20 protein-coding genes are annotated in these 22,600 nt (G+C 60.9%); 13 read left to right on the forward strand and 7 right to left on the reverse strand.

What is annotated here, in order from left to right:
• Position 1 precedes the first annotated feature (1 nt).
• From tauB to tauD, 3 genes are all read left to right on the forward strand, one after another.
• Entirely contained in the window at positions 2-796 is a 795-nt protein-coding gene (gene tauB, locus AC3WMV_RS25170; RefSeq protein ID WP_103368664.1) for a taurine ABC transporter ATP-binding subunit, read from the forward strand.
• Entirely contained in the window at positions 793-1,626 is an 834-nt protein-coding gene (tauC, locus tag AC3WMV_RS25175; RefSeq protein ID WP_103368663.1) for a taurine ABC transporter permease TauC, read from the forward strand. Before tauB ends, tauC begins: the two co-directional genes overlap by 4 nt.
• Positions 1,627-1,768: 142 nt before the next feature.
• Positions 1,769-2,611, forward strand: coding sequence for a taurine dioxygenase (gene tauD / locus AC3WMV_RS25180; protein ID WP_103368662.1), 843 nt, complete (start codon positions 1,769-1,771; stop codon positions 2,609-2,611).
• 159 nt (positions 2,612-2,770) lie between these two features.
• Here tauD and mgrA read toward each other — a convergent pair whose 3' ends face one another.
• The 3 genes from mgrA to AC3WMV_RS25195 form a co-directional block, all read right to left on the reverse strand.
• The gene (mgrA, locus tag AC3WMV_RS25185; protein ID WP_103368661.1) at positions 2,771-3,808 is read right to left on the reverse strand and encodes an L-glyceraldehyde 3-phosphate reductase; all 1,038 of its coding nucleotides are present in this window, start codon (positions 3,806-3,808) and stop codon (positions 2,771-2,773) included.
• Between the two features lie 174 nt (positions 3,809-3,982).
• Positions 3,983-5,302 carry an LLM class flavin-dependent oxidoreductase gene (locus tag AC3WMV_RS25190; RefSeq protein WP_103368660.1) on the reverse strand — a complete coding sequence of 440 codons (1,320 nt, stop codon included), beginning with the start codon at positions 5,300-5,302 and terminating at the stop codon, positions 3,983-3,985.
• A 1-nt stretch (position 5,303) separates the two neighbouring features.
• Positions 5,304-7,529: a TonB-dependent receptor gene (locus tag AC3WMV_RS25195; RefSeq protein WP_103368659.1), complete on the reverse strand. Its 2,226-nt coding sequence runs from the start codon at positions 7,527-7,529 to the stop codon at positions 5,304-5,306.
• 205 nt (positions 7,530-7,734) lie between these two features.
• Here AC3WMV_RS25195 and AC3WMV_RS25200 point away from each other — a divergent pair, with 205 nt between their 5' ends.
• Complete coding sequence (locus AC3WMV_RS25200) at positions 7,735-8,772, forward strand: LacI family DNA-binding transcriptional regulator (protein ID WP_103368658.1); 1,038 nt, start codon at positions 7,735-7,737, stop codon at positions 8,770-8,772.
• Between the two features lie 35 nt (positions 8,773-8,807).
• Here the strand turns inward: AC3WMV_RS25200 and AC3WMV_RS25205 are convergent, their stop codons facing one another.
• Together AC3WMV_RS25205 and AC3WMV_RS25210 are read right to left on the reverse strand one after the other, a co-directional pair.
• Positions 8,808-9,209 (reverse strand): type II toxin-antitoxin system HicB family antitoxin, encoded by a 402-nt coding sequence (locus tag AC3WMV_RS25205; RefSeq protein WP_003220616.1) that lies wholly within the window; start codon positions 9,207-9,209, stop codon positions 8,808-8,810.
• A 59-nt stretch (positions 9,210-9,268) separates the two neighbouring features.
• Positions 9,269-9,451 carry a type II toxin-antitoxin system HicA family toxin gene (locus tag AC3WMV_RS25210; protein WP_027611194.1) on the reverse strand — a complete coding sequence of 61 codons (183 nt, stop codon included), beginning with the start codon at positions 9,449-9,451 and terminating at the stop codon, positions 9,269-9,271.
• Positions 9,452-9,750: 299 nt separating this feature from the next.
• On the opposite strand from AC3WMV_RS25210, the gene AC3WMV_RS25215 reads away from it, so the two are divergent.
• Positions 9,751-10,011, forward strand: coding sequence for a hypothetical protein (locus AC3WMV_RS25215; RefSeq protein WP_025110994.1), 261 nt, complete (start codon positions 9,751-9,753; stop codon positions 10,009-10,011).
• Positions 10,012-10,035: 24 nt separating this feature from the next.
• Here the strand turns inward: AC3WMV_RS25215 and betT are convergent, their stop codons facing one another.
• Together betT and epsC are read right to left on the reverse strand one after the other, a co-directional pair.
• The gene (betT, locus tag AC3WMV_RS25220) at positions 10,036-11,997 is read right to left on the reverse strand and encodes a choline transporter BetT (RefSeq protein WP_166496387.1); all 1,962 of its coding nucleotides are present in this window, start codon (positions 11,995-11,997) and stop codon (positions 10,036-10,038) included.
• A 402-nt stretch (positions 11,998-12,399) separates the two neighbouring features.
• A complete protein-coding gene (epsC, locus tag AC3WMV_RS25225) occupies positions 12,400-13,326 on the reverse strand; it encodes a serine O-acetyltransferase EpsC (protein WP_103368657.1) in 927 nt (308 codons plus the stop codon).
• A 190-nt stretch (positions 13,327-13,516) separates the two neighbouring features.
• On the opposite strand from epsC, the gene AC3WMV_RS25230 reads away from it, so the two are divergent.
• The 8 genes from AC3WMV_RS25230 to AC3WMV_RS25265 all read left to right on the forward strand — a co-directional run bounded on the left by AC3WMV_RS25230 (position 13,517) and on the right by AC3WMV_RS25265 (position 22,503).
• A complete protein-coding gene (locus AC3WMV_RS25230) occupies positions 13,517-14,515 on the forward strand; it encodes a D-cysteine desulfhydrase (protein WP_103368656.1) in 999 nt (332 codons plus the stop codon).
• Positions 14,516-14,847: 332 nt separating this feature from the next.
• On the forward strand, positions 14,848-15,648 hold the full coding sequence (gene tcyJ / locus AC3WMV_RS25235; protein ID WP_103368655.1) for a cystine ABC transporter substrate-binding protein: 801 nt from the start codon (positions 14,848-14,850) through the stop codon (positions 15,646-15,648).
• On the forward strand, positions 15,648-16,313 hold the full coding sequence (tcyL, locus tag AC3WMV_RS25240) for a cystine ABC transporter permease (RefSeq protein ID WP_003220607.1): 666 nt from the start codon (positions 15,648-15,650) through the stop codon (positions 16,311-16,313). The genes tcyJ and tcyL overlap by 1 nt, the downstream gene beginning before the upstream one ends.
• Before the next feature lie 4 nt (positions 16,314-16,317).
• Positions 16,318-17,067, forward strand: coding sequence for an L-cystine ABC transporter ATP-binding protein TcyN (tcyN, locus tag AC3WMV_RS25245; protein ID WP_103368654.1), 750 nt, complete (start codon positions 16,318-16,320; stop codon positions 17,065-17,067).
• A 465-nt stretch (positions 17,068-17,532) separates the two neighbouring features.
• Entirely contained in the window at positions 17,533-18,297 is a 765-nt protein-coding gene (locus AC3WMV_RS25250; RefSeq protein WP_103368653.1) for a hypothetical protein, read from the forward strand.
• A 395-nt stretch (positions 18,298-18,692) separates the two neighbouring features.
• Positions 18,693-19,934, forward strand: a complete 1,242-nt coding sequence (locus AC3WMV_RS25255) for an SfnB family sulfur acquisition oxidoreductase (RefSeq protein ID WP_103368652.1) — start codon at positions 18,693-18,695, stop codon at positions 19,932-19,934.
• A 23-nt stretch (positions 19,935-19,957) separates the two neighbouring features.
• Complete coding sequence (locus AC3WMV_RS25260) at positions 19,958-21,151, forward strand: SfnB family sulfur acquisition oxidoreductase (RefSeq protein ID WP_096797454.1); 1,194 nt, start codon at positions 19,958-19,960, stop codon at positions 21,149-21,151.
• A complete protein-coding gene (locus AC3WMV_RS25265) occupies positions 21,151-22,503 on the forward strand; it encodes an LLM class flavin-dependent oxidoreductase (RefSeq protein ID WP_103368651.1) in 1,353 nt (450 codons plus the stop codon). Before AC3WMV_RS25260 ends, AC3WMV_RS25265 begins: the two co-directional genes overlap by 1 nt.
• Positions 22,504-22,600 lie beyond the last annotated feature (97 nt).

A 22,600-nucleotide genomic window follows, 5' to 3' on the forward strand; every position in this document is an offset into this window, starting at 1 on the left:
GATGGCCTTGCTACAGCTGGAGCGCATCAGCGCACAGTATCCCGGCAGCCCGGAACCGGTGCTGGCGGACATTTCCCTGACCCTCGGGCCTCAGCAATTGCTGGCCGCCCTCGGCCCGTCCGGCAGTGGCAAGACTTCGCTGTTGAACCTGATTGCCGGCTTCGTCGAACCCAGCGCCGGGCGCATCACCCTCGACGGCGTGCCGGTCAAAGGCCCGAGCGCCGAACGTGGCGTGGTGTTTCAGGATGACGCCCTGCTGCCGTGGCAGGACGTGCTGGCCAACGTCGCGTTCGGTCTGGAACTGGCCGGTGTCGCCAAGGACAAACGCGAAAAGATCGCCCGGGAAATGCTCGCGCTGGTCGACCTCACAGGTTTTGAACACCGCCGAATCTGGCAACTCTCCGGCGGCCAGAAACAGCGCGTCGGCCTGGCCCGCGCCCTCGCCGCCGACCCGCGCGTGCTGCTGATGGACGAACCTTTCGGCGCCCTCGACGCATTCACCCGCGAGCAGATGCAGGAGCTGTTGCTGCAAGTCTGGCAGCGCACTGCAAAACCGGTTTTCCTGATTACCCACGACATCGAAGAAGCGGTATTCCTCGCCACTGACCTGATTCTGCTGGCGCCGAATCCGGGGCAGATCGTCGAGCGTCTGCATCTGGATTTCGGTCAGCGCTACGCTGCCGGTGAGTCGGCGCGGGCGATCAAATCCGACCCGCGTTTTATCGAAACCCGCGAGCACGTGCTGAGCAAAGTGTTCTCGCAACGCAGCGCCGTACAACGGCAGGAGCGCGCATGAGCAGTTACGACGTTTCCGCCCCGGCAGTGAAAACCCCATCGGTGGCGATTCCCGTGCGGCGCAGCCTCAGCACGCGGTGGATCAGCCTGCTGACCCTGTTCGCCTTGCTGGTGATCTGGTGGGCCGTGACTGCCAGCGGTTTGATCGAACCGCTGTTCCTGCCGCCACCGTCCGCCGTCCTGCAAAAAGGCTGGTTGCTGGCGACCACCGGTTACATGGATTCGACCCTGTGGCAGCACCTGGGCGCGAGCCTGAGCCGCATCGGTCTGGGCCTGGGCTTCGCGATTCTGACCGCGGTGCCGGTAGGCATTGCCATCGGCGCCAACCGTATTGCCCGTGGTGTGCTTGATCCTTTGATCGAGTTCTACCGGCCGATTCCGCCATTGGCTTATCTGCCGCTGATCGTGATCTGGTGCGGTATCGGCGAGCTGTCGAAAGTGCTGCTGATCTACCTGGCGATTTTTGCGCCGATCGCCATCGCGACAGCCACCGGTGTGCGCACTGTAGACCCGGCGAAATTGCGCGCTGCGCAGTCGCTCGGTGCCACTCGCGCACAACTGATCCGCCATGTGATTTTGCCCAGCGCCCTGCCGGACATTCTCACCGGTGTGCGAATTGGTCTGGGCGTTGGCTGGTCGACCCTGGTCGCCGCCGAACTGATCGCCGCCACCAGCGGTTTGGGGTTCATGGTGCAGTCGGCTGCGCAATTTCTGGTCACCGATGTGGTGGTGCTGGGGATTCTGGTGATCGCCCTGATCGCCTTCGCAATGGAAATGGGCCTGCGCGCCCTGCAGCGCAAACTGGTGCCGTGGCACGGCCAAACCCACTGACATATTTGATGTGAATCCCCTGTAGGAGTGAGCCTGCTCGCGATTGCGGTGTGTCATTCACCCCAGCATTGACTGCCAGCCTGCAATCGCGAGCAGGCTCACTCCTACAAAAGCTCTATCCCCGAATTCGAAGAGAAAGACCATGAGCAGCCTGACCATCACCCCATTAAGCTCGGCTCTCGGCGCGCAGATCAGCGGCGTCGACGTCAGCCAGCCGTTGAACCGGGAACAGCGCGACGCCATCGAGCAGGCGCTGCTCAAGTACCAAGTGCTGTTCTTCCGCAACCAGCCGATCGAGCCTTCGCAACAGGCGCGTTTCGCCGCGTACTTCGGCGACCTGCACATCCATCCGATCTACCCGAACGTGCCGGAGCAGCCCGAAGTGCTGATCCTCGACACCGCGGTCACCGATGTCCGTGACAACGCGATCTGGCACACCGACGTGACCTTCCTGCCAACGCCGGCGATGGGCGCAGTGCTCAGCGCCAAACTGCTGCCAGAGTTCGGCGGCGACACGTTGTGGGCCAGCGGGATTGCCGCCTACGAAGCACTGTCGGCGCCGATGAAAACCTTGCTCGAAGGGTTGACTGCAACTCACGATTTCACTCGCTCGTTTCCGCTGGAGCGCTACGGCAACACGCCGGAAGCGCTGGCACAGTGGGAAGAAGCAAGGCGCAAGAATCCGCCGCTGTCGCACCCGGTAATCCGCACTCACCCGGTGAGCGGACGCCGCTCGTTGTTCGTCAACGAAGGCTTCACCTCGAAGATCAACGAACTGTCGGACACCGAGAGCGAAGCGATTCTGAAATTCCTGTTCGCCCACGCGACCCGGCCGGAATTCACCATTCGCTGGCGCTGGCAGCAGGACGACATTGCGTTTTGGGATAACCGCGTGACCCAGCACTACGCGGTGGATGATTACCGCCCGGCACGACGGGTGATGCAGCGGGCGACGGTGTTGGGGGATGTGCCGTTCTTCAGATAAGACCCGATTTCCTCGTTGTCTGAACTGGCCCCTTCGCGGGCAAGCCCGCTCCCACAGGACAGCACCGTTCACAGACTTTGTGTACGACTGGAACCCTGTGGGAGCGGGCTTGCCCGCGAAAGCGTCAAAGCAGGCGCCGAATAATTCGGCGCCAGTCACTTATTCAGCGGTCGACGGCTTCTCCCACAGATTGATCCCGCCCTCCTGGGCAAACCGGTCGATCTCCGCCAGTTCCTCAGCACTGAAACTGAGGTTCTTCAACGCTACGACGTTCTCGATGATCTGCTCCGGCCGGCTCGCGCCGATCAGCGCCGAGGTCACCCGTGGATCACGCAGGGTCCAGGCCAGTGCCAGTTGCGCCAGGCTCTGGCCGCGACGTTTGGCGATCTCGTTCAACGCGCGCACGTGGGCAATGTTGGCCTCGGACAAGTGCGAAGCCTGCAGTGAACCGCCACCCGGGCGATTGACCCGCGCATCCGCCGGCACGCCGTTGAGGTACTTGTCGGTCAGCAGACCTTGCGCCAGCGGGGTGAAGGCGATCACGCCAGTGCCGAGTTCTTCGGTGGTGTCGAGCAGGTCTTTTTCGACCCAGCGATTGAGCAGGTTGTACGCCGGCTGATGAATCAGCAGCGGCACTTTCCATTCCTTGAGCAGCGCAGCGATCTCGCGGGTTTTCACCCCGGAGTACGACGAGATGCCGACGTACAGCGCCTTGCCCTGTTGCACGGCGGTGGCGAGGGCGCTGGCGGTTTCTTCCAGCGGGGTGTCCGGGTCGAAGCGGTGCGAGTAGAAGATATCCACATAGTCCAGACCGAGGCGCTGCAGGCTCTGGTCGAGGCTGGCCAGCATGTATTTGCGCGAGCCGCCGCCCTGACCGTACGGGCCGGGCCACATGTCCCAACCGGCCTTGCTCGAGATGATCAGTTCATCGCGGTACTGCTTGAAGTCTTCGCGCAGCAGGCGACCGAAATTGATCTCGGCGCTGCCGTATGGCGGGCCGTAATTGTTGGCCAGGTCGAAGTGGTTGATCCCCAGATCGAACGCGGTGCGCAGCAGGGCACGTTGGGTGTCGATCGGCGTGCTGTCGCCGAAGTTGTGCCACAGGCCCAGCGACAGCGCCGGCAGCACCAGACCGCTGCGGCCGACGCGGCGGTAAGGGATGGAGTCGTAGCGATTTTCGGCAGCGGTGTAAGTCATCGAATCCTCTCTTGTTTGATGAACAGCAAATTGAGGGTGAATTTCAACTTTGTGGTGAGGGGATTTATCCCCGATGGACGGCGTAGCCGTCCCAAAAAAAATCGCGAATTTGAATACAGATTTGGGGGTGGCTTTCGCCACCCATCGGGGATAAATCCCCTCACCACAGGGTGTTTACACAAATCTGTTTTGCGGTCGGGCAAGGCCCAGGTTTTCGCGCAAGGTCCGGCCCTCATACTCGGTTCTGAACAGCCCACGTCGCTGCAGTTCCGGGACCACGCCATTAGCGAAGTCTTCGAGCCCGCCCGGCAGGTGCGGCACCAGCACGTTGAAGCCATCCGCCGCGCCCTGTTCGAACCACTCCTGCAAGCGATCGGCGATCTGCGCCGGTTTGCCGACCAGACTGTAATGCCCTCGTCCGCCGGCAATCTTGCGGCCCAATTCGGCGAGGGTCAGATTTTCCCGGCCCGCCAGTTCAGTCAGCAATCTCTGCCGGCTCTGCTGGCCGCTGTCGGTCAGCGGCAAATCCGGTAGCGGGCCGTCCAGCGGGTACTTCGACAAGTCGAAGTTGCCCAGCATACGCCCAAGCAAGGCGACGCCAACCTCCGGTTCGACCAATTGCTGAAACGTTTCACATTTTTCCTGCGCTTCGGCTTCTGTCTGGCCGACGACGACAAACACTCCGGGCATGATTTTCAGCGAATCGGCACTGCGCCCGTACTTGGCCAGGCGCCCCTTGAGGTCGGCGTAGAACGCCTGTGCGCCGGCCAGCGAAGTCTGCGCGGTGAACACCACCTCAGCGGTCTGTGCCGCCAGTTCACGCCCGGTTTCGGATGAACCGGCCTGCACGATCACCGGTTGCCCCTGCGGCGAGCGCGCGACGTTCAGCGGGCCTTTCACCTGAAAGTGCTCGCCGACGTGATCCAGCACATGCAGCTTCGCAGGGTCGTAATAGGCGCCGCTGGCTTTGTCGCGGACAAAGGCATCGTCCTCCCAACTGTCCCACAGCCCGGTGACCACCTGATGAAACTCGCGGGCACGGCTGTAGCGTTCGGCGTGGCCGATGTGCTCGTCGCGACCAAAATTCAGCGCCTCGGCGGCGTTGTCCGAGGTCACCAGATTCCACCCGGCGCGGCCACCCGACAGATGATCGAGCGAAGCGAATTTACGCGCCACGTGGTACGGCTCGTTGTAGCTGGTGGTCGCCGTGGCGATCAGGCCGATGCGCTCGGTCACCGCGCTCAGGGCCGAGAGCAAGGTCAGCGGTTCGAAGTGATCGGAGCGCGCCATGCGGCTGGCGATGTCCTGCGTCGGCGCGGCCACACTGTCGGCGACAAACAGCGTGTCGAACTTCGCCGCCTCGGCAATCTGCGCCAGACGCTTGTAGTGGGCGAAATCCAGACCGGCATTGGCCGGTACCTGCGGGTGCCGCCACGCGGCGACGTGGTGCCCGGTGGCCATGAGAAAGGCGCCAAGTTTCAGCTGTCTGCTCATCTCAGAAATCCTTGCGCAGTTGCACGCCGAAGTAGCGCTCGTCATCCCGTGGCACGGCGCGGTAGATGTAGCTGCCGCCGCTGGCCAGCAACGGTGAGTAGGACTTGTCGGCGAGATTCTTGCCCAGCAGCGCCACGCGCCAGCCGTTGCTGTAGTCGGCCAGCGCCACACTGGCATTCCAGATGCCGTAGGCGCCCTGCTTGGTATCGGCGTTCTGGCTGATGTCGTACTGCACTTCGCTCTGCCAGCTGTAGTCGGTGCCGAGCTCGATATCCAGACCGTTGTCCAGCGGGATGCTGTAGTCGGCGCGCACGTAGCTTTTCCAGTCCGGGCTGAACGGCAGTGGCTTGCCATTGACGTTGCACGAGGCTGCAGCGCCCGCCGGGCAGCTGAATTGGTCGATGCGCGCGCGGGTGTAGGCCAGCGCCCCGGAGAACTTCAGTTGCTGGGTCGCCTGCAAGGCGTAATCGAGTTCGACGCCTTCGGTGCTGACGCTGCCGGCGTTGATCAGGCGCGTTACCACTTGCCCGGCAACGGTGTCGAAAAAGTTCGCCTGATAGTTGTCGTAATCGCTGTGGAACACCGCGAGGTTGGTGGTCAGCCGGTTGTTCCAGCTGGTGGCCTTGATCCCCGCCTCCCAAGTATTCGAGGTCTCCGGCTTCAGCGCTTCGGTGTCACGCGGCTGCATGTTGAAGAACACGTTGTAGGCCGGGCCTTTGTAGCCGCGCGAGTAGGTCAGGTACGTGGTGACTGCATCATTGAGGTCGTACTGCACGCCGAGCCGGCCGGACCAGCCGTCCTCGTCCACCGAACCGGAACTGCTGGTGGCCGGCTGGATGCCGCTGACCGTGGTCGCCGATGTCGAGACGCGGCGGTGATCGTATTCCAGATCATCGTGGGTGTAGCGCAGGCCGGCGATGCCACGCAAGTCCGAGGTGAAGTTCAACGTGGCTTCGCCGAACGCGGCGTAGCTGTCGCTGGTGGTGCTGTAATCGGCGACGCCACGGTCGGTGCGCGTGGTGGTGGTCAAAGTGCGCTGATAGGTCTCGTCATCCTTGCCGTGCATGTAGAACAGGCCACCAACGTATTCAAGGAACTCACCTTTCGGCGAGGCCAGGCGCAGCTCTTGCGAGTACTGGTCGAAGGCCAGCTCGCCCTTGTCGGCGGTGCCGGGGAACGCTGCAGTGATCGTGCTCAGCCGATCGCCATCCTGATATTGGGTGTTGTCCCAGCCGCGCCACGCGGTGATCGAGGTCAGGGTGTAATCGCCCAGTTGCCAGTCGAGCTGGCCGGACAGGCCCTTGTTGGTGTCCTCGACATGGCTGCGGGTATCGGTGTTGATGTCGCGGTTGTGGTTGCTCGCATAGATCGGGCTCAGCGCGTTGGCGAAGGCCGGGGTCAGCGACTTGCTGACGACACCGTTGGGACCGTCGTCGTGGGACTGCATGTAGTCGGCGATCAGGGTGAAGGTGACGTCGTCATTCGGGGTGAATTCAAGCTTGCCGCGCACCCCGCGATGGTTGTAGCCGTTGACTTCCTGGCCGTTGTGCTTGTTATCGACGTTGCCGTCGTAAGTGCCGAACAGGGTGCTGATCGACCCCTTGAGCGTGTCCGGAATCAGGCTGCCGCCAATGCCGAAGCGGGTGCGGCTTTCATTGCCGCTGTAGTACGACTGGTCGATGTAACCGTGGGTCTCGTTGGTCGGCGCCTTGCTGGTGATGTTGAGCACACCGGCCGAGGCATTCTTGCCGAACAGTGTGCCCTGCGGGCCGCGCAGCACTTCGACGCGCTCCAGATCCAGCAGGTCAAGGGTCGATTGACCGGGGCGGGCGTAGACCACGCCATCGATCACCGTGGCCACCGTTGGCTCGACGCCGGGCGAGGTGGAAATCGTGCCGACGCCTCGCACAAACAACGAGGTGTCCTTGTTCGAGGCGCCGGTACGGAAATTCAGCGACGGCACTTGCTGGACGATGCTCGCCACGCCGTTGCGGTTGTCGCGTTCCAATTGTTCGCCGTCGATCACCGAGACTGCCACCGGCACCTTCTGCAGCGACTCTTCACGGCGGGTGGCGGTGACTGTGACGGACTTGAGGGTCGGCTCTTGTTCGCTGCTGTCGGCGGCGAAAGCCGTGGGCAGCGGCAACGCCGCCAGCCCGGTGAAAATCCAGCCAGCGGCGCGAATCGACTGCGCCAGTTTGTGTGTCGCCCCAGGAATGTTGTGCATGATTGCCCGCTCGAAATTGGCCCTGAACCGCTGCCGTTCTGCGACGACAGCGCCTGAATCGGTGTCTTGGGCATTCGCTCGAGCGAGTAGCAGACAATGCGCATTGTTAGCGCTAACATCGGCAGTATTGGCAAGCTCGGCATAGAGCGTCCAATACTGAAAAATTACTTTTATATGCGTTTTGGTTTTTAAGAAGGATCGAGCCTTGACCCAGGAAAAGCCCCGCAAACGCCGTGGCGCCGGACGCGTGACCCTGAATGCGGTGGCGCGCGAAGCGGGAGTTTCGGCGATTACCGTGTCGCGCTACTTCAATCAGCCGGAATCGGTCTCGCCGGAGCGCCGCGAGCGGATTGCAGCGGTGGTGGCCGAGCTGGGTTACGTGCCAAATCTGGTGGCCGGCGGACTGGCCTCGGCGCGGGGCAAAATCGTCGGCATGGTGATTCCGAACATCTCCGGGCCGATCTTTGCCAACACCATTCAGGGCTTCAGCGACACCCTCAGCCGCCACGGTTATCAGCTGCTGCTGGCGTCGAGTTACTTCAGTACCGAGCAGGAAGAAAACGCCGTGCGCGCGTTTCTCGGCTGGTCGCCGGCAGCGCTGGTGCTGACCAGCCATTTCCATAGTGCGGGCACGGAAAAGATGATCGCCGAAGCGGACGTTCCGGTGATCGAAACCTGGGATTACCAGCCGGATCGCGAGCCGATGCAGATCGGCTTTTCGCACTATGAAGTCGGCGTGACCGCTGCGCGTTATCTGCATGACAAAGGCTATCGCCGCATCGCCTTCGTGCAGAACAGCGCCCCTGGTGACCTCAGTGCCCTCGAACGTCGCGACGGTTACGCCGCCACCGTGCGCGAGTTCGGACTGCAGCCGTGGGTATTCGCCCCGGACGCCGACCGCGCGCCGTTCGAAGCCGGCAAGCAAGCGATGGAAGCGCTGATGAACGCCTCCCCGCGCCCCGACGCGATCATCTTCGCCAACGACAACCTCGCCGCCGGCGGCTTGCTCGCCGGGCAACGCGCAGGCATCAAGATCCCCGAAGACTGCGCCGTGCTCGGCTTCGGCGATTACCCGTTCGCCGAGATGCTGTTGCCCAGCCTGAGCACGATCAAGCCACCGGCACTGGAGATCGGCGTACTGGCGGCAACGCGGGTATTGGAAAGCCTTGGGGTGTTGCCGAGCGATGATGTGCAGCGCCTGAATCTGTTGCAGTGCAACGTGATCGAGCGCGAGAGCACCTGACATACATGCCTGCGGCAGCCCCTACAGGTTGTTCGTCATGCCGACAATTCGCGTAACGCAGCTGCGGCCAGAAATCCGGAGCGGGAACTGTAGCGTTGATCACGCCGGACTGTTTGATCAATACGCTCCAGCAGTTGCTCGGGCAGCGTGGCGTTGAAGCGTACCGACTTGCCGAAATAGGGCGTGATATCAAAGTCGACAACACCCCAGATTCCACCCGCGTAATCCGGGTTGTCGAGATGTGCATCAATATCCTGAACTCGAGGCAACGGTGCACCATCAGCCACCAGCCCCTCATAGTGCAGGGCCAGAGCCTCCTGAGTGTTTTCAAAAGCTTCGGCTACCGTGCTCCCTGCGGAGAAGCACCCCGGTACATCCGGGACAATCACTCCGTAGTCCGAGTCGGCATCCTTGTGCAAAACGACCGGGAATTTCATAAACGTGAATCCTTCCTCTGACGTGTCCATAAAAGGACTTTCACTTCCAATAACGGGCTTCATTTCAACCCCGCCTGTTTCAAAATGCTGTTGATCGTCCCTTTGGGAAGGTCTGAATCCGGATGCTTGATCGTCACCCGACCCGGCTTGCGCGGATGCTTGTACTGATGGTGACTACCCTTCACTGCAACCAGATACCAACCATCCTCCTCGATCATCCTGATCATTTCCCGACTACGCATTTCCTTCGCCCTTTTCGACAGCAAGAGCTGGTCACTCTAGGGCGTGGACAACCGATTCATACACACAATACACACTCGGATAAATATTAGCTGAGTGAACAAACACCCGATTATTGGTTCGACCAACGGCAGACGCGGGCCAGCGAGAAAGGGCCTTCTCGTCCAGATACATTTGAATGAGTCGCGAAATATGTCGATCGAGAAGGGTAGGCTCGTATGGTTGTGGGCTGACTTGTCTATGCTCTAAATGACACCGCGAAAGCGTCCGATCAAGCACCGCATAACCCGCAGGCACGCCTATGCACACCGCCATCATCATCTTCTTCGGCCTGGTCCTGCTGGCCCTGATGCTCTACATCGGCGAGCGCATTGGCTTCAGTCGGCAAACGTTGGCCTACAGCTTCGCCGCGCTGTGGCTGGCGTTGACGGTGATCAATGGTGCGGTGGGGGTGGTGCATGCCGGGCAGCCGCTGGGTTCGGAGATCGCGGTGGGCAGTGCGGTGTTCGGGGTGCCGATGGCGGCGATGGTGTTGTTCATGGTGCTGAGCGCCGAGTCGTGAAACGTCCCGGCGCTCAGCCGCCGATCAACGCACCAGATGCAGGAACTGCATGTGGCGTTCGTACTGGTCGAGGATGTCGTTGATGATCTGCTCCTTGGTGTAGCCGACCAGATCGTAGTCCTGACTGCCCTCGCTCAAGTGCACTTCAGCGCGGTAGTAGCGGCGGTTGTTGAGTTGCTTGGAACCCATGCCGCCACGGGCGAACGACGGCGTGAAGTAGCCGCGCATCTGCACCTGGTAGATGAACGGATGCTGCTCACCGTGGCCTATTTCCAGGCTGATGTTGTCGTGCGCCGGGTCCGGCTGGGTGACCACGTTCAAGCCTTTCTCGACGAACACCGCCGTCACTTCTTCGATTGCCGGGCGCACCGTGGTGTCCATGAAGCGGTACACCTCGTCGCGTGACGGGAAGTGCACCGCCTGACTCAGGCGCTGGCGCCAGCCGCCCGTGCCACGCCGCGAACCGGAGACCGGTGCCAGCGAATGCAACTGCGCGATCTGCTTCTGCGACTCCAGATAGAACGCCTTGTGCAGGCCCCACATCATCAGCAGCAAAATCATCGAGAACGGCAGCGAGGTCAGCACCACCGCCGATTTCAGCGCATCGATGCTGCCGGAGAACAGCAGCGCACTGGTGATCAACGCGGTCATCGCGCCCCAGAACACTCGCAGCCATTTCGGCCCGTCTTCGTCCGGGTTGCCGCCCTTGGCCGACAGGGTCGAGAGCACCACGGTGCCGGAGTCGGCGGAAGTGACGAAAAACACGAAGCTGATGAACACCGTCACCGCGATGACAGTCTTGCTCCACGGGTAGGTTTCCAGTAGCAGATAAAGGCTCATCGACGGATTGTCGAGGGCCGACATGCCCAGCGCCGACATGCCGTGGTTGAGCACCTGATCGATGGCGCTGTTGCCGAAGATCGACATCCACGCCAGGGTGAAACCGAGCGGAATCAGCAGCACGCCGAAGACGAATTCGCGGATGGTGCGGCCACGGGAAATCCGCGCGATGAACAGGCCCACGAACGGCGACCATGCAATCCACCAGGCCCAGTAGAACACGGTCCAGCCGCCGAGCCAGTCGCTTGGCTTGTCGTAGGCGTAGAGGTCGAAACTCTTCATCGGCAAGGCGCCGAGGTAATCGCCGAGGTTCTGGATCAAGGTGTTGAGCAGGTGCTGGGTAGGTCCGGCGAACAACACGAACAGCAGCAGCGCACAGGCCAGCAGCATGTTGATGTCGGACATCACCCGCACACCCTTGTCCACACCCGACACGGCGACGATGATCGCCGCACCCATCATCAACGTGATCAGGCCGACCTGAATCCACTGGGTGTGAGCGATGCCGAACAGGTAGTCGAGACCGGAATTGAGGTGCAATACGCCGAAGCCCATGTCGGCGCCCAGACCGAACACCGTGGCGATGATGCCGAAGCCGTCCACCGCGTATCCGATGGGGCCGTTGATGCGCTTGCCGATCAGCGGGTACAGCGCCGAACGCAAGGCCAGCGGCAGGTTATGCCGGTAGGCGAAATAGGCCAGCGCCATGCCGACGAAGGCGAACACGCCCCAGCCGTGCAGGCCCCAGTGCAGAAACAGAATCTGCATCGCCTGCCGCGCCGCATCGGCGGTGCCGGCCTCGCCTTGCGGCGGTTGGGCCAGGTGCGTCAGTGGCTCGGATACGCAAAAGAAAAACAGCGTGATGCTGATCCCGGCGGCAAACAGCATGCCGGCCCAGGACAGGTAACTGAACTCGGGTTCGTCGTGGTCGGCACCGAGTTTGATCTTGCCGTAGCCCGATAACGCGGTGACCACCACGAAGACCAGATACAGGGTCATCGCGAGCATGTAGTACCAGCCGACCGTGTTGGCCGCCCAGTTTTGCGCAGCCAGCAACCAGGCGCCGGCCTGCTCCGGCATGGCGATGACAACCAGACCAAACAGCAGAATCACCGTCGCGGCGAAGTAGAACACCGGCGGATTCATGCGCACCAGACCGCTGGCGGGGGTAGACGATGCACTCATGAAACGTGCACCTCGAGGGGTTGAAACGTGGCTGAAATGATCGGACTCAGCAAAGGCAAGCCTCCTGTTGTGAGCGGGCAGCGAACCACCGGTTTAACTTGAATGAACGTTCAAGTTAAACATGGATAGGGTGGTAAGGACTAATCGCAGGGCCAGGCGGTAGTTTTCCTACAATAGCCCAAGGAGGGGTATGACGCGGGTTTGAGGGGATTCGTTCAATGGAGAATTGGCTGAATGCCATTATCTCGATCTGACCCAAAAAACCATTCGCGAGCAGGCTCGCTCCCACATTTGAAACGCATTCCAGTGTGGGAGCGAGCCTGCTCGCGAAGAGGCCTGACGCGGCAACGCAGATTCAGGAACTTACTTCTGCGTCCCGTCATCATGCTGCAGATTGGCCTGAGTCAGGTTGCTCCCTGCCGGCACGCTGCGCGTCAGCCACACATTACCGCCGATGGTCGACCCTTGGCCGATAGTGATCCGTCCCAGAATCGTCGCGCCGGCATAAATCACCACGTCGTCCTCGACAATCGGATGGCGTGGATGGCCCTTCTGCAACTGCCCGTCTTCATCCGCCGGGAAGCGCTTGGCGCCCAAAGTCACGGCCTGATAGATCCGCACACGCTCGCCGATGATCGCGGTCTCGCCGATCACCACACCGGTACCGTGATCAATGAAAAAGCTGCGGCCGATCTGCGCGCCCGGATGGATATCGATGCCGGTGGCGGAATGCGCAATCTCCGCGCTGATCCGCGCCAGCAACGGCAACCCGGCGCGATACAAATGGTGCGCCAGACGATGGTGAATCACCGCCAGAATTCCCGGATAGCACAGCAACACTTCATCGACGCTGCGCGCCGCCGGATCACCGTGATAGGCGGCCAGCACGTCGGTATCGAGCAGGCTGCGCAGGCCCGGCAAGGCCAGGGCGAAATCCTGAATGATACGGATCGCCTGAGCTTCGACGTCGGCATCGCCTTGAGCGCTGTGCCGCGCGACATAACGCAACTCCAGCCGCGCCTGCGCCAGCAACGCATTCAGGGCTGCATCGAGGGTATGCCCGACATAGAAGTCCTCACTCTCCTCACGCAGGTCCACCGGCCCCAGCCGCATCGGGAACAACGCGCCACACAGCGCTTCGAGAATCTCGGCCATCGCCGCGCGGGACGGCAACTCACGACCACCCTGCTCGCCGCTGGCCCGGCCATTCTGGGTACGCCACTGATCCCGCGCGGTACGCAGTTGGCTGACGATGGTCTGCAATTGCCAATGGCTGGAACGCTCGCTCACGGTAAAGACTCCTCACGGGCGGCCGGACGGTCTGGCCGCGTCAACGGCGACTACTTTACGGCAAGCCCGTGAGGGCGAATTAAGAACCGATAGTGCTGGACTAAGCACATTTGGCTATAAGCGATTCACGGTTGCCCCGCTAAAACGGCGTGCCTATAGTCCTGTCATCTTTCTCCGCCAGTACGGACTCATGATCAAACAACAGCTGGATCGCTTTAACCGTCTCGACCTGCTCGGCCAACCCACGCCGCTGGAAAAACTTGAACGTCTGTCCGCCTGGCTGGGCCGCGATGTGTACATCAAACGCGATGACCTGACGCCGCTGGCCATGGGCGGCAACAAGCTGCGCAAACTCGAATACCTCGCCGCCGATGCCCTCGCTCAGGGCGCCGACACGCTGATCACCGCCGGCGCCTTGCAATCGAATCACGTACGCCAGACCGCCGCATTGGCGGCCAAACTCGGCTTGGGTTGCGTGGCGCTGCTGGAGAATCCGCTGGGCACCGACGACAGCAACTACACCGGCAACGGCAACCGCCTGCTGCTCGATCTGTTCGACACCAAGGTCGAGCTGGTGGACAACCTCGACAACGCCGACGAACAACTGGCCGCACTCGCCGTGCGCCTGCGCAGCAATGGCAAGAAACCGTATCTGGTGCCGATCGGTGGCTCGAATGCCCTCGGTGCATTGGGCTACGTACGTGCCGGTCTGGAACTGGCGGAACAGATCAAGGACACCGGCCTGAATTTCGCCGCCGTGGTGCTGGCCTCGGGCAGCGCCGGGACCCACAGCGGTCTGGCGCTGGCCTTGAGCGAAGCGCTGCCGCAGTTGCCAGTGATCGGCGTGACCGTCTCGCGCAGCGAAGAAGATCAGCGCCCGAAAGTGCAGGGTCTGGCCGAACGCACGGCGGAGCTGCTGGGTGTGAAATTACCAGTGAACTTCAAGGTCGAGTTGTGGGACGAATACTTCGGCCCGCGTTACGGCGAACCGAATGCCGGGACACTGGCGGCGGTGAAACTGTTGGCCAGTCAGGACGCGGTGCTGCTCGACCCGGTATACACCGGCAAGGCCATGGCCGGGTTGCTCGACGGGATCGGCCGCCAGCGTTTCGACGAGGGCCCGATCATCTTCCTGCATACCGGTGGGGCGCCGGCGTTGTTTGCCTACAAGGATTCGCTGACAAGCTGATCCTCCCAACTGCAAGAATTTCTGTGGTGAGGGGGTTTATCCCCGTTGGACTGCGCAGCAGTCCCCTGCTCTTCAAGTCAGAAGAGAGGGCCGCTTCGCGCCCCATCGGGGATAAATCCCCTCGCCACAATTGATCACACATATTCGAAACTGGAATAACAGAAAGATCATTAAGTATTTTCAAGTCTAAAGGAGACATCTTATAGTCTCGCCGCAGGCGAATTTCGGGCAAGACGCATAAGCTGCTTTAGGGCACGATAACGCAGTCGTTCAATTTCCGGATTCGCCAACCTTCCTTAAGCGTCTTCCATAAGAAAACACAGGGGCTTGTCATGAATTTTTCCGCACTACGTCGCACTCTGCTGGTAGGTTCGCTGGGCCTTGCACTGAGCGCCGGCCTGATCGGCCAGGCATCCGCCGGTGAGCAGCTGCAACAGATCAAGGACAAAGGCGTCATCAATGTCGGCCTGGAAGGCACTTACCCACCGTTCAGCTTCGTTGACGAGAACGGCAAACTGTCCGGTTTCGAAGTCGAGCTCTCCGAAGCCCTGGCGCAGAAACTCGGCGTCAAAGCCAAGATTCAGCCGACCAAGTGGGACGGTATCCTCGCTGCGCTGGAATCCAAGCGTCTGGACGTCGTGGTCAACCAAGTGACCATCTCCGACGAGCGCAAGAAGAAATATGACTTCTCCGAGCCGTACACCGTTTCCGGGATCCAGGCACTGGTGCTGAAGGACAAGGAAGCCAAGTTGAACATCAAGACCGCTGCCGACCTGTCCGGCAAGAAAGTCGGTGTCGGCCTGGGCACCAACTACGAACAATGGGTTCGCGCCAACGTGCCGGGCGCTGACGTGCGCACCTACGACGATGATCCGACCAAGTTCGCCGACCTGAACAACGGCCGCACCGACGCCATCCTGATCGACCGTCTGGCCGCACTGGAATACGCCAAGAAAGCCCCGAAAACCGTGGCTGCCGGTGAAGCGTTCTCCCGTCAGGAATCCGGTATTGCCCTGCGCAAGGGCGAGCCTGAGCTGCTGGCTGCGGTGAACAAGGCGCTCGACGAGCTGCGTGCCGACGGTACCCTTGAGAAGCTGTCGAAGAAATACTTCAACGCTGACGTCACCAAATAATGGAAGAAGCTTTCCAACTCGCACTGGACTCCGCGCCCTTTCTGCTCAAGGGCGCGTATTACACGGTCATCCTCAGCCTGGGCGGCATGTTCTTCGGCTTGCTGCTGGGCTTCGGCTTGGCCTTGATGCGCCTGTCGCGCTTCAAACTGGTGAGCTGGATTGCCCGCATCTACGTGTCGTTCTTTCGCGGCACGCCGTTGCTGGTGCAACTGTTCGTGATCTATTACGGCTTGCCGCAATTGGGTCTGGAACTGGATCCGCTGCCAGCAGCCCTGATCGGCTTCTCGCTGAACATGGCCGCCTACGCCTGTGAAATTCTGCGTGCCGCGATCGGTTCCATCGAACGCGGACAGTGGGAAGCCGCTGCGAGCATCGGCATGACCCGCGCGCAAACCTTACGCCGGGCCATCCTGCCGCAAGCCATGCGCACGGCATTGCCGCCGCTGGGCAACAGCTTCATCTCGCTGGTCAAGGACACGGCACTGGCCGCCACCATTCAAGTGCCGGAACTGTTCCGCCAGGCGCAACTGATTACCGCCCGGACTTTCGAAGTCTTCACCATGTATCTTGCCGCCGCGCTGATCTACTGGATTCTGGCCACGGTGCTGTCGCACCTGCAGAACAAGTTGGAAGAGCGGGCCAATCGGCACGACCAGGAGTCCTGACCCCATGATTGTCGTGGAAAAACTGACAAAGCAGTTCAAGGGTCAAGAGGTGCTCAAGGGCATCGATCTTGAGGTGAAGGAAGGCGAGGTCGTGGCCATCATCGGCCCCAGCGGTTCGGGTAAAACCACGTTCCTGCGCTGCCTGAACTTCCTTGAACAACCCACCAGCGGCCGGATCAAGGTCGGCGATATCGAAATCGATACCAGCCGCCCGCTGAGCCAGCAGCAGAGTCTGGTGCGCAACCTGCGCCAGCACGTGGGTTTCGTGTTCCAGAACTTCAACCTGTTCCCCCACCGCACCGCACTGGAAAACGTCATCGAAGGGCCGATCGTGGTCAAGAAGATGGCGCGCGAGCAAGCCGTTGCCCTGGGCATGAAGCTGCTGGCCAAGGTCGGTCTGGCCGGCAAGGAAGATGCGTATCCGCGTCGTCTGTCCGGTGGTCAGCAACAGCGCGTGGCGATTGCCCGGGCGCTGGCGATGGAGCCGGAAGTGATCCTGTTCGACGAGCCGACTTCGGCCCTCGACCCGGAACTGGTGGGCGAAGTACTGGCGACCATTCGCGGTCTCGCGCAAGAAAAACGCACCATGGTCATCGTCACCCACGAAATGGGTTTCGCCCGCGACGTGGCTAACCGTGTGGTGTTTTTCGACAAGGGCGTGATCGTCGAGCAAGGCGAAGCCAAGGCGTTGTTTGCCAACCCGAAAGAAGAACGCACCAGACAGTTTCTCAGCAAGTTCCTGAATCACGCCTGAGATACTTATTGTCTTGAGTCATTAACTTCCATGGACGGAAGTTTTACTTACCGCGCCTGAAAACTTCCAAATCCCTCCAGCTTAAACCTGTCAAAACAATACATATATGTTCTGCAACAGATACAAGTAATCTGCGGCGCGCTTTCGTGCCTGTGAAATGATCTAAATCGACCGGCACAAAAATCGCAAAACTCGCGAAAAACCGTAGTTCCATTCGCCATCACCGCTAGGCAGGATGCCTCATCAGCGTAGGACGCTTCTGATTAATCGGTAATTCACAGATTAACTAAGGCACTCTATTGACACTCTTTCCGGCACGCTCTTATCTAGTCGCCAACCGGCACCCATTAGTTGAATCAACGCTTACTCAGCCCGAACAAAGTTCACGGTTGTATTACCGATTCATCACGCCTTTTGTTGTTTCAAGAAACGGAATTCGCTGCAAGACTTCAAGGAGAGAACCCGATGACCCGCACTTCGCACGCCCCCGAACTGGCAGCGCCGAATCTGGCGTCCGCATCCAAAAACGCCATCAATCTGGCCGCTGCCGCGCATTTGCTGATCGATGTCCTGCCCTACTCCGGCATGGACGCCGGTGATCTGATCGAACTGTTCTGGAACAACTGCTACGTCGCCTCGCGAGTCTTGACCAGCGAAGACGTCCGCGCCTCGATCAGCCTGCGGGTGCCGGAAAGCTTTATCGCCAGTGGCACTGCACGGATCCACTATCGGGTAATGCAGGTCGGTCAGGGACCGGCACTGTCGGCGGCCACGCGGGTCCAGGTCAAGCTCGACTGCCCTGGCGGCCAGCCTTCGCCGCTGTGCGGTGACGAGAATCAGCAACTGGCGCCCGTCACGCTGCCCGACACCATTCGCCGCCAGGGCGTGAACCCCAGTCAGATCAAACGCGGTGTGCCGCTGACCATCGAGCCCTACCTGAACATGGCCGAGGACGACGCCATCACCTTGCGCTGGGGCGACGTGCGTATGGACCTGGCCCGGATCACCGCTGCCGATGTCGGCCTGCCGATTCAGGTCTGGGTGCCACCGGCAGTGATCGTCGAGGGCGGTGAGGATCTGCGCCTGGACGTGACCTACTGCGTCATCGACTGGGTGGGCAACAACTCACGCTGGGCGCCGCCACGGACGCTGAAGATCGGTTGCGTGAATCCTTATCTGAAGGTGCCGCTGCGCCAAGCGCTGAAGGCTGCTGAATCGACCAAGGATTGATGCCGCATTCCTGTGCTCATGGGGCTTTGTAGTGAGGTGATTTAGCGAAACGTCGCACCGCCCCGATGGACTGCGAAGCAATCCCGTTTTTTATGACTCAGAAAAGGCCGCTGCGCGGCCTGTCGGGGATGAATCCCCTCACCACAGGTTGTATTGCCACGGCTGAGAGACTGTTAACCAACCCGACCACCACCCCTTCTATACATATTCCTAAAAGTTAGTTTATTTAATATTTATACACGCTTAGGGTATATGAACCGGACCACCGGACATTCTTTCGTTCGCCGCACTTTTGCGGCGTTTTTCATAAGATGTGAGGTAGGTAGTATGGTCCGGAACACAATCACCCCAGTGCAGATCGCCAGGGCATTGCGTGCAGCCAAGGAGCGGCACTGATGTCCAGTCTGGCCGATGCAAACGTCCAGTCGGATCTGGACATCGCCCCGTTGTTGTCGCCCGCGCAGGTCTTGCGCAACGACGCCCAAGCCATCAAGGCTGCCCACGAACTGGCGCAAGTCGCCCGCGCGCAGGCCGCCAAACGTGATCGTCAGCGCAAGCTGCCGTGGTCGGAAATCGAACAGTTCACCCGCAGCGGCCTCGGCAGCATTGCCATCCCGCGTGAGTACGGCGGCCCACAGGTTTCATTCGTCACATTGGCCGAAGTGTTCGCAATCATTTCCGCGGCCGATCCGGCGCTGGGACAGATCCCGCAGAACCAGTTCGGCATCATCAACCTGGTACTCGGCAGCGCCACCGAAGCGCAGAAAAAACAGCTGTTCCAGAGTGTTCTGGAAGGTTGGCGCATCGGCAATGCGGGTCCTGAGCGCGGAACCAAAAATACCCTGGAATTGAAAGCCCGCATCACCGCCGACGGCGATGACTACGTGATCAACGGCCAGAAGTTTTATTCCACCGGCGCGCTGTTCGCGCACTGGGTGGCGGTCAAGGCGCTCAATGACGACGGCAAACAAGTGCTGGCCTTCGTCCGCCGTGGCACCCCGGGCCTGCGCATCGTTGATGACTGGTCGGGTTTCGGTCAGCGCACCACCGCCAGCGGCACGATTCTGCTGAACAACGTGCGCGTCGAGTCGAGCCTGGTCGTCGATAACTGGAAAATCAACGAGAAGCCCAATACCCAAGGCGCCGTGTCGCAACTGATTCAGGCGGCCATCGACGCCGGCATCGCCCGTGGTGCCATTGACGACGCCATCGAATTCGTCAAAACCCGCTCGCGGCCCTGGATCGACGCCAAGGTCGAGCGCGCCAGCGATGACCTCTATGTGATCGCCGACATCGGCAAGCTGAAAATCGAACTGCACGCGGCTGAAGCACTGCTGCGCAAGGCCGGGCAAATGCTGGATCAGGTGCACACCGCGCCGCTGACCGCCGAATCCGCCGCCCGCGCTTCAATTGCGGTGGCCGAAGCGAAAGTGCTGACTACCGAGATTTCCTTGCTCGCCAGCGAGAAGCTTTTCGAACTGGCCGGCAGCCGCGCGACCCTCGCCGAATTCAACCTCGACCGCCACTGGCGCAACGCCCGGGTGCACACCCTGCACGACCCGGTGCGCTGGAAGTATCACGCGGTCGGCGCCTATCGCCTCAACGGCACTCTACCGGCTCGCCATTCCTGGATTTAACGACCAGACATCTGGAGAAGCATATGACTTATTCTCACCCCGTCGCGGTCATCACCAGCGATGAGCAAGCCCTGATCGTCGCCAGCGACCTGGCCGAAGATTTCAAACGCGACAGTGCCGTGCGCGACCGTGAACGCCGCCTGCCACTGCCGGAACTCGACGTATTTTCCCGCTCTGGCCTGTGGGGCATCAGCGTGCCCAAGGAATACGGCGGCGCCGGCGTGTCCAACGTGACCCTGGCCAAAGTCATCGCCCTGATCGCTCAGGCCGACGGCTCCCTCGGACAGATTCCGCAGAACCATTTCTACGCCCTCGAAGTGCTGCGCGTTAACGGCAGCCACGAGCAGAAACAGCGGCTGTACGCCGAGGTGCTGGCCGGTCAACGTTTCGGCAACGCCCTGGCGGAACTGGGCACCAAAACCGCCCACGACCGCGTCACCCGCCTCACGCGTGACGGCGACGGCTATCGCATCAACGGGCGCAAGTTTTACGCGACCGGCGCGATCTACGCGCAGCGTATCCCGACCTCCGTGGTCGATGAAAATGGCGTGCAGCAACTGGCCTTCGTCCCGCGTGACAGCAAGGGCCTGACGGTGATCGACGACTGGAGTGGTTTCGGTCAACGCACCACCGGAAGCGGATCCGTGGTGTTCGAAGACGTCTACGTTGCCGCCGAGGACGTAATACCGTTTCAGAGCGCTTTCGAGCGTCCGACCACGGTCGGCCCGCTGGCGCAGATCCTTCACGCCGCCATCGACACTGGCATCGCTCGCGCCGCTTACGAAGATGCCCTGCACTTCGTGCGCAGCAAGACCCGTCCGTGGATCGACTCCGGTAACGACAAGGCCACCGAAGACCCACTGACCCTGAAGAGCTTCGGCCACCTGAGCATTCGTCTGCACGCCACCGAAGCACTGCTGGAACGCTCCGGCGAATTCCTCGACAAGGCCCAGGCCGAGACCAATGCCGAAACCGTCGCTGCCGCGTCGATTGCCGTCGCCGAAGCACGGGCGATCAGCACCGAAATCTCGCTCGCCGCAGGCAGCACGCTGTTCGAACTGGCCGGCAGTCAGGCCACCCTGATCGAGCACGGCCTTGACCGTCACTGGCGCAACGCCCGGGTGCACACCCTGCACGACCCGGTACGCTGGAAGTATCACGCGGTGGGCAATTACTACCTTAACGATGAAAAGCCGCCACTGCGGGGCACTATCTGATGAGCAAGAAAAAGATCCTGCTCAACGCGTTCAACATGAACTGCATCGGCCACATCAACCACGGGTTGTGGACGCATCCACGCGATACCTCGACGCGCTACAACACAATTGAATATTGGACCGAACTGGCACAGTTGCTGGAGCGCGGGCTGTTCGACGGGCTGTTCATCGCCGACATCGTCGGTGTGTACGACGTCTACCAGAACTCGGTGGACGTCACGCTCAAAGAGTCGATCCAGTTGCCGGTCAACGACCCGCTGTTGCTGGTCTCGGCCATGGCGGCGGTCACAAAAAACCTCGGCTTCGGCCTCACCGCCAACCTCACCTACGAACCGCCCTATCTGTTCGCCCGTCGCATGTCGTCGCTCGATCATCTGAGTCGTGGGAGGGTCGGCTGGAACATCGTCACCGGTTACCTCGACAGCGCCGCCAAGGCCATGGGCCTGCGCGAACAGGTCGAGCATGACCGTCGTTATGATCAGGCCGACGAGTACCTCGAAGTGCTCTACAAACTCTGGGAAGGCAGTTGGGAAAACGGCGCGGTGCTCAATGACCGTGAGCAGCGCATCTATGCGCAGCCGGAGAAGGTGCACAAGGTCGAACACCACGGCGAGTTCTATCAGGTCGAGGGTTATCACCTCTGCGAGCCGTCGCCGCAGCGCACACCCGTGCTGTTCCAGGCCGGCAGTTCGGACCGCGGTTTGCTGTTCGCCGGGCGTCACGCCGAATGCGTGTTCATCAGCGGCCAGAACAAACCGTCGACCAAAGTGCAGGTGGACAAGGTCCGCGCCAGCGCCGTCGAAGCCGGACGCAATCCCGAGGACATCAAGGTGTTCATGGGCCTCAACGTGATCGTCGGCGCGACCGAAGAGGCCGCGTGGGCCAAGCACGCCGAGTACCTGAGTTATGCCAGCGCCGAGGCCGGCGTCGCGCATTTCTCGGCCTCCACCGGCATCGACTTTTCCCAGTACGAAATCGACGAACCGATCCAGTACGTCAAGAGCAATGCCATCCAGTCCGCGACCAAGAACCTGCAGAACAACGACTGGACCCGACGCAAATTGCTCGAGCAGCACGCCCTCGGTGGCCGCTACATCACCGTGGTCGGCTCGCCTGAGCAGGTGGCGGATGAACTGGAAGCGTGGATCGCCGAAACCGGGCTGGACGGCTTCAACCTCACGCGCATCGTTACCCCGGAAAGCTATGTCGATTTCATTGAGCTGGTGATTCCGGAACTGCAACGGCGTGGGTCGTACAAGACTGCGTATGACAGCGGCAGTTTGCGCGAAAAGCTGTTTCACGGTGAGGCGCATTTGCCTGAGCAACACACCGGCTCTTCATACCGCCGCTAAAAGCATCGCGAGCAGGCTCACTCCTACAGGGGAATGCATTCCAAATGTAGGAGTGAGCCTGCTCGCGATGAGGCCCGACCAGACACCACAAAATTCA

The organism is Pseudomonas sp. FW305-3-2-15-E-TSA4 (genome assembly GCF_058787295.1).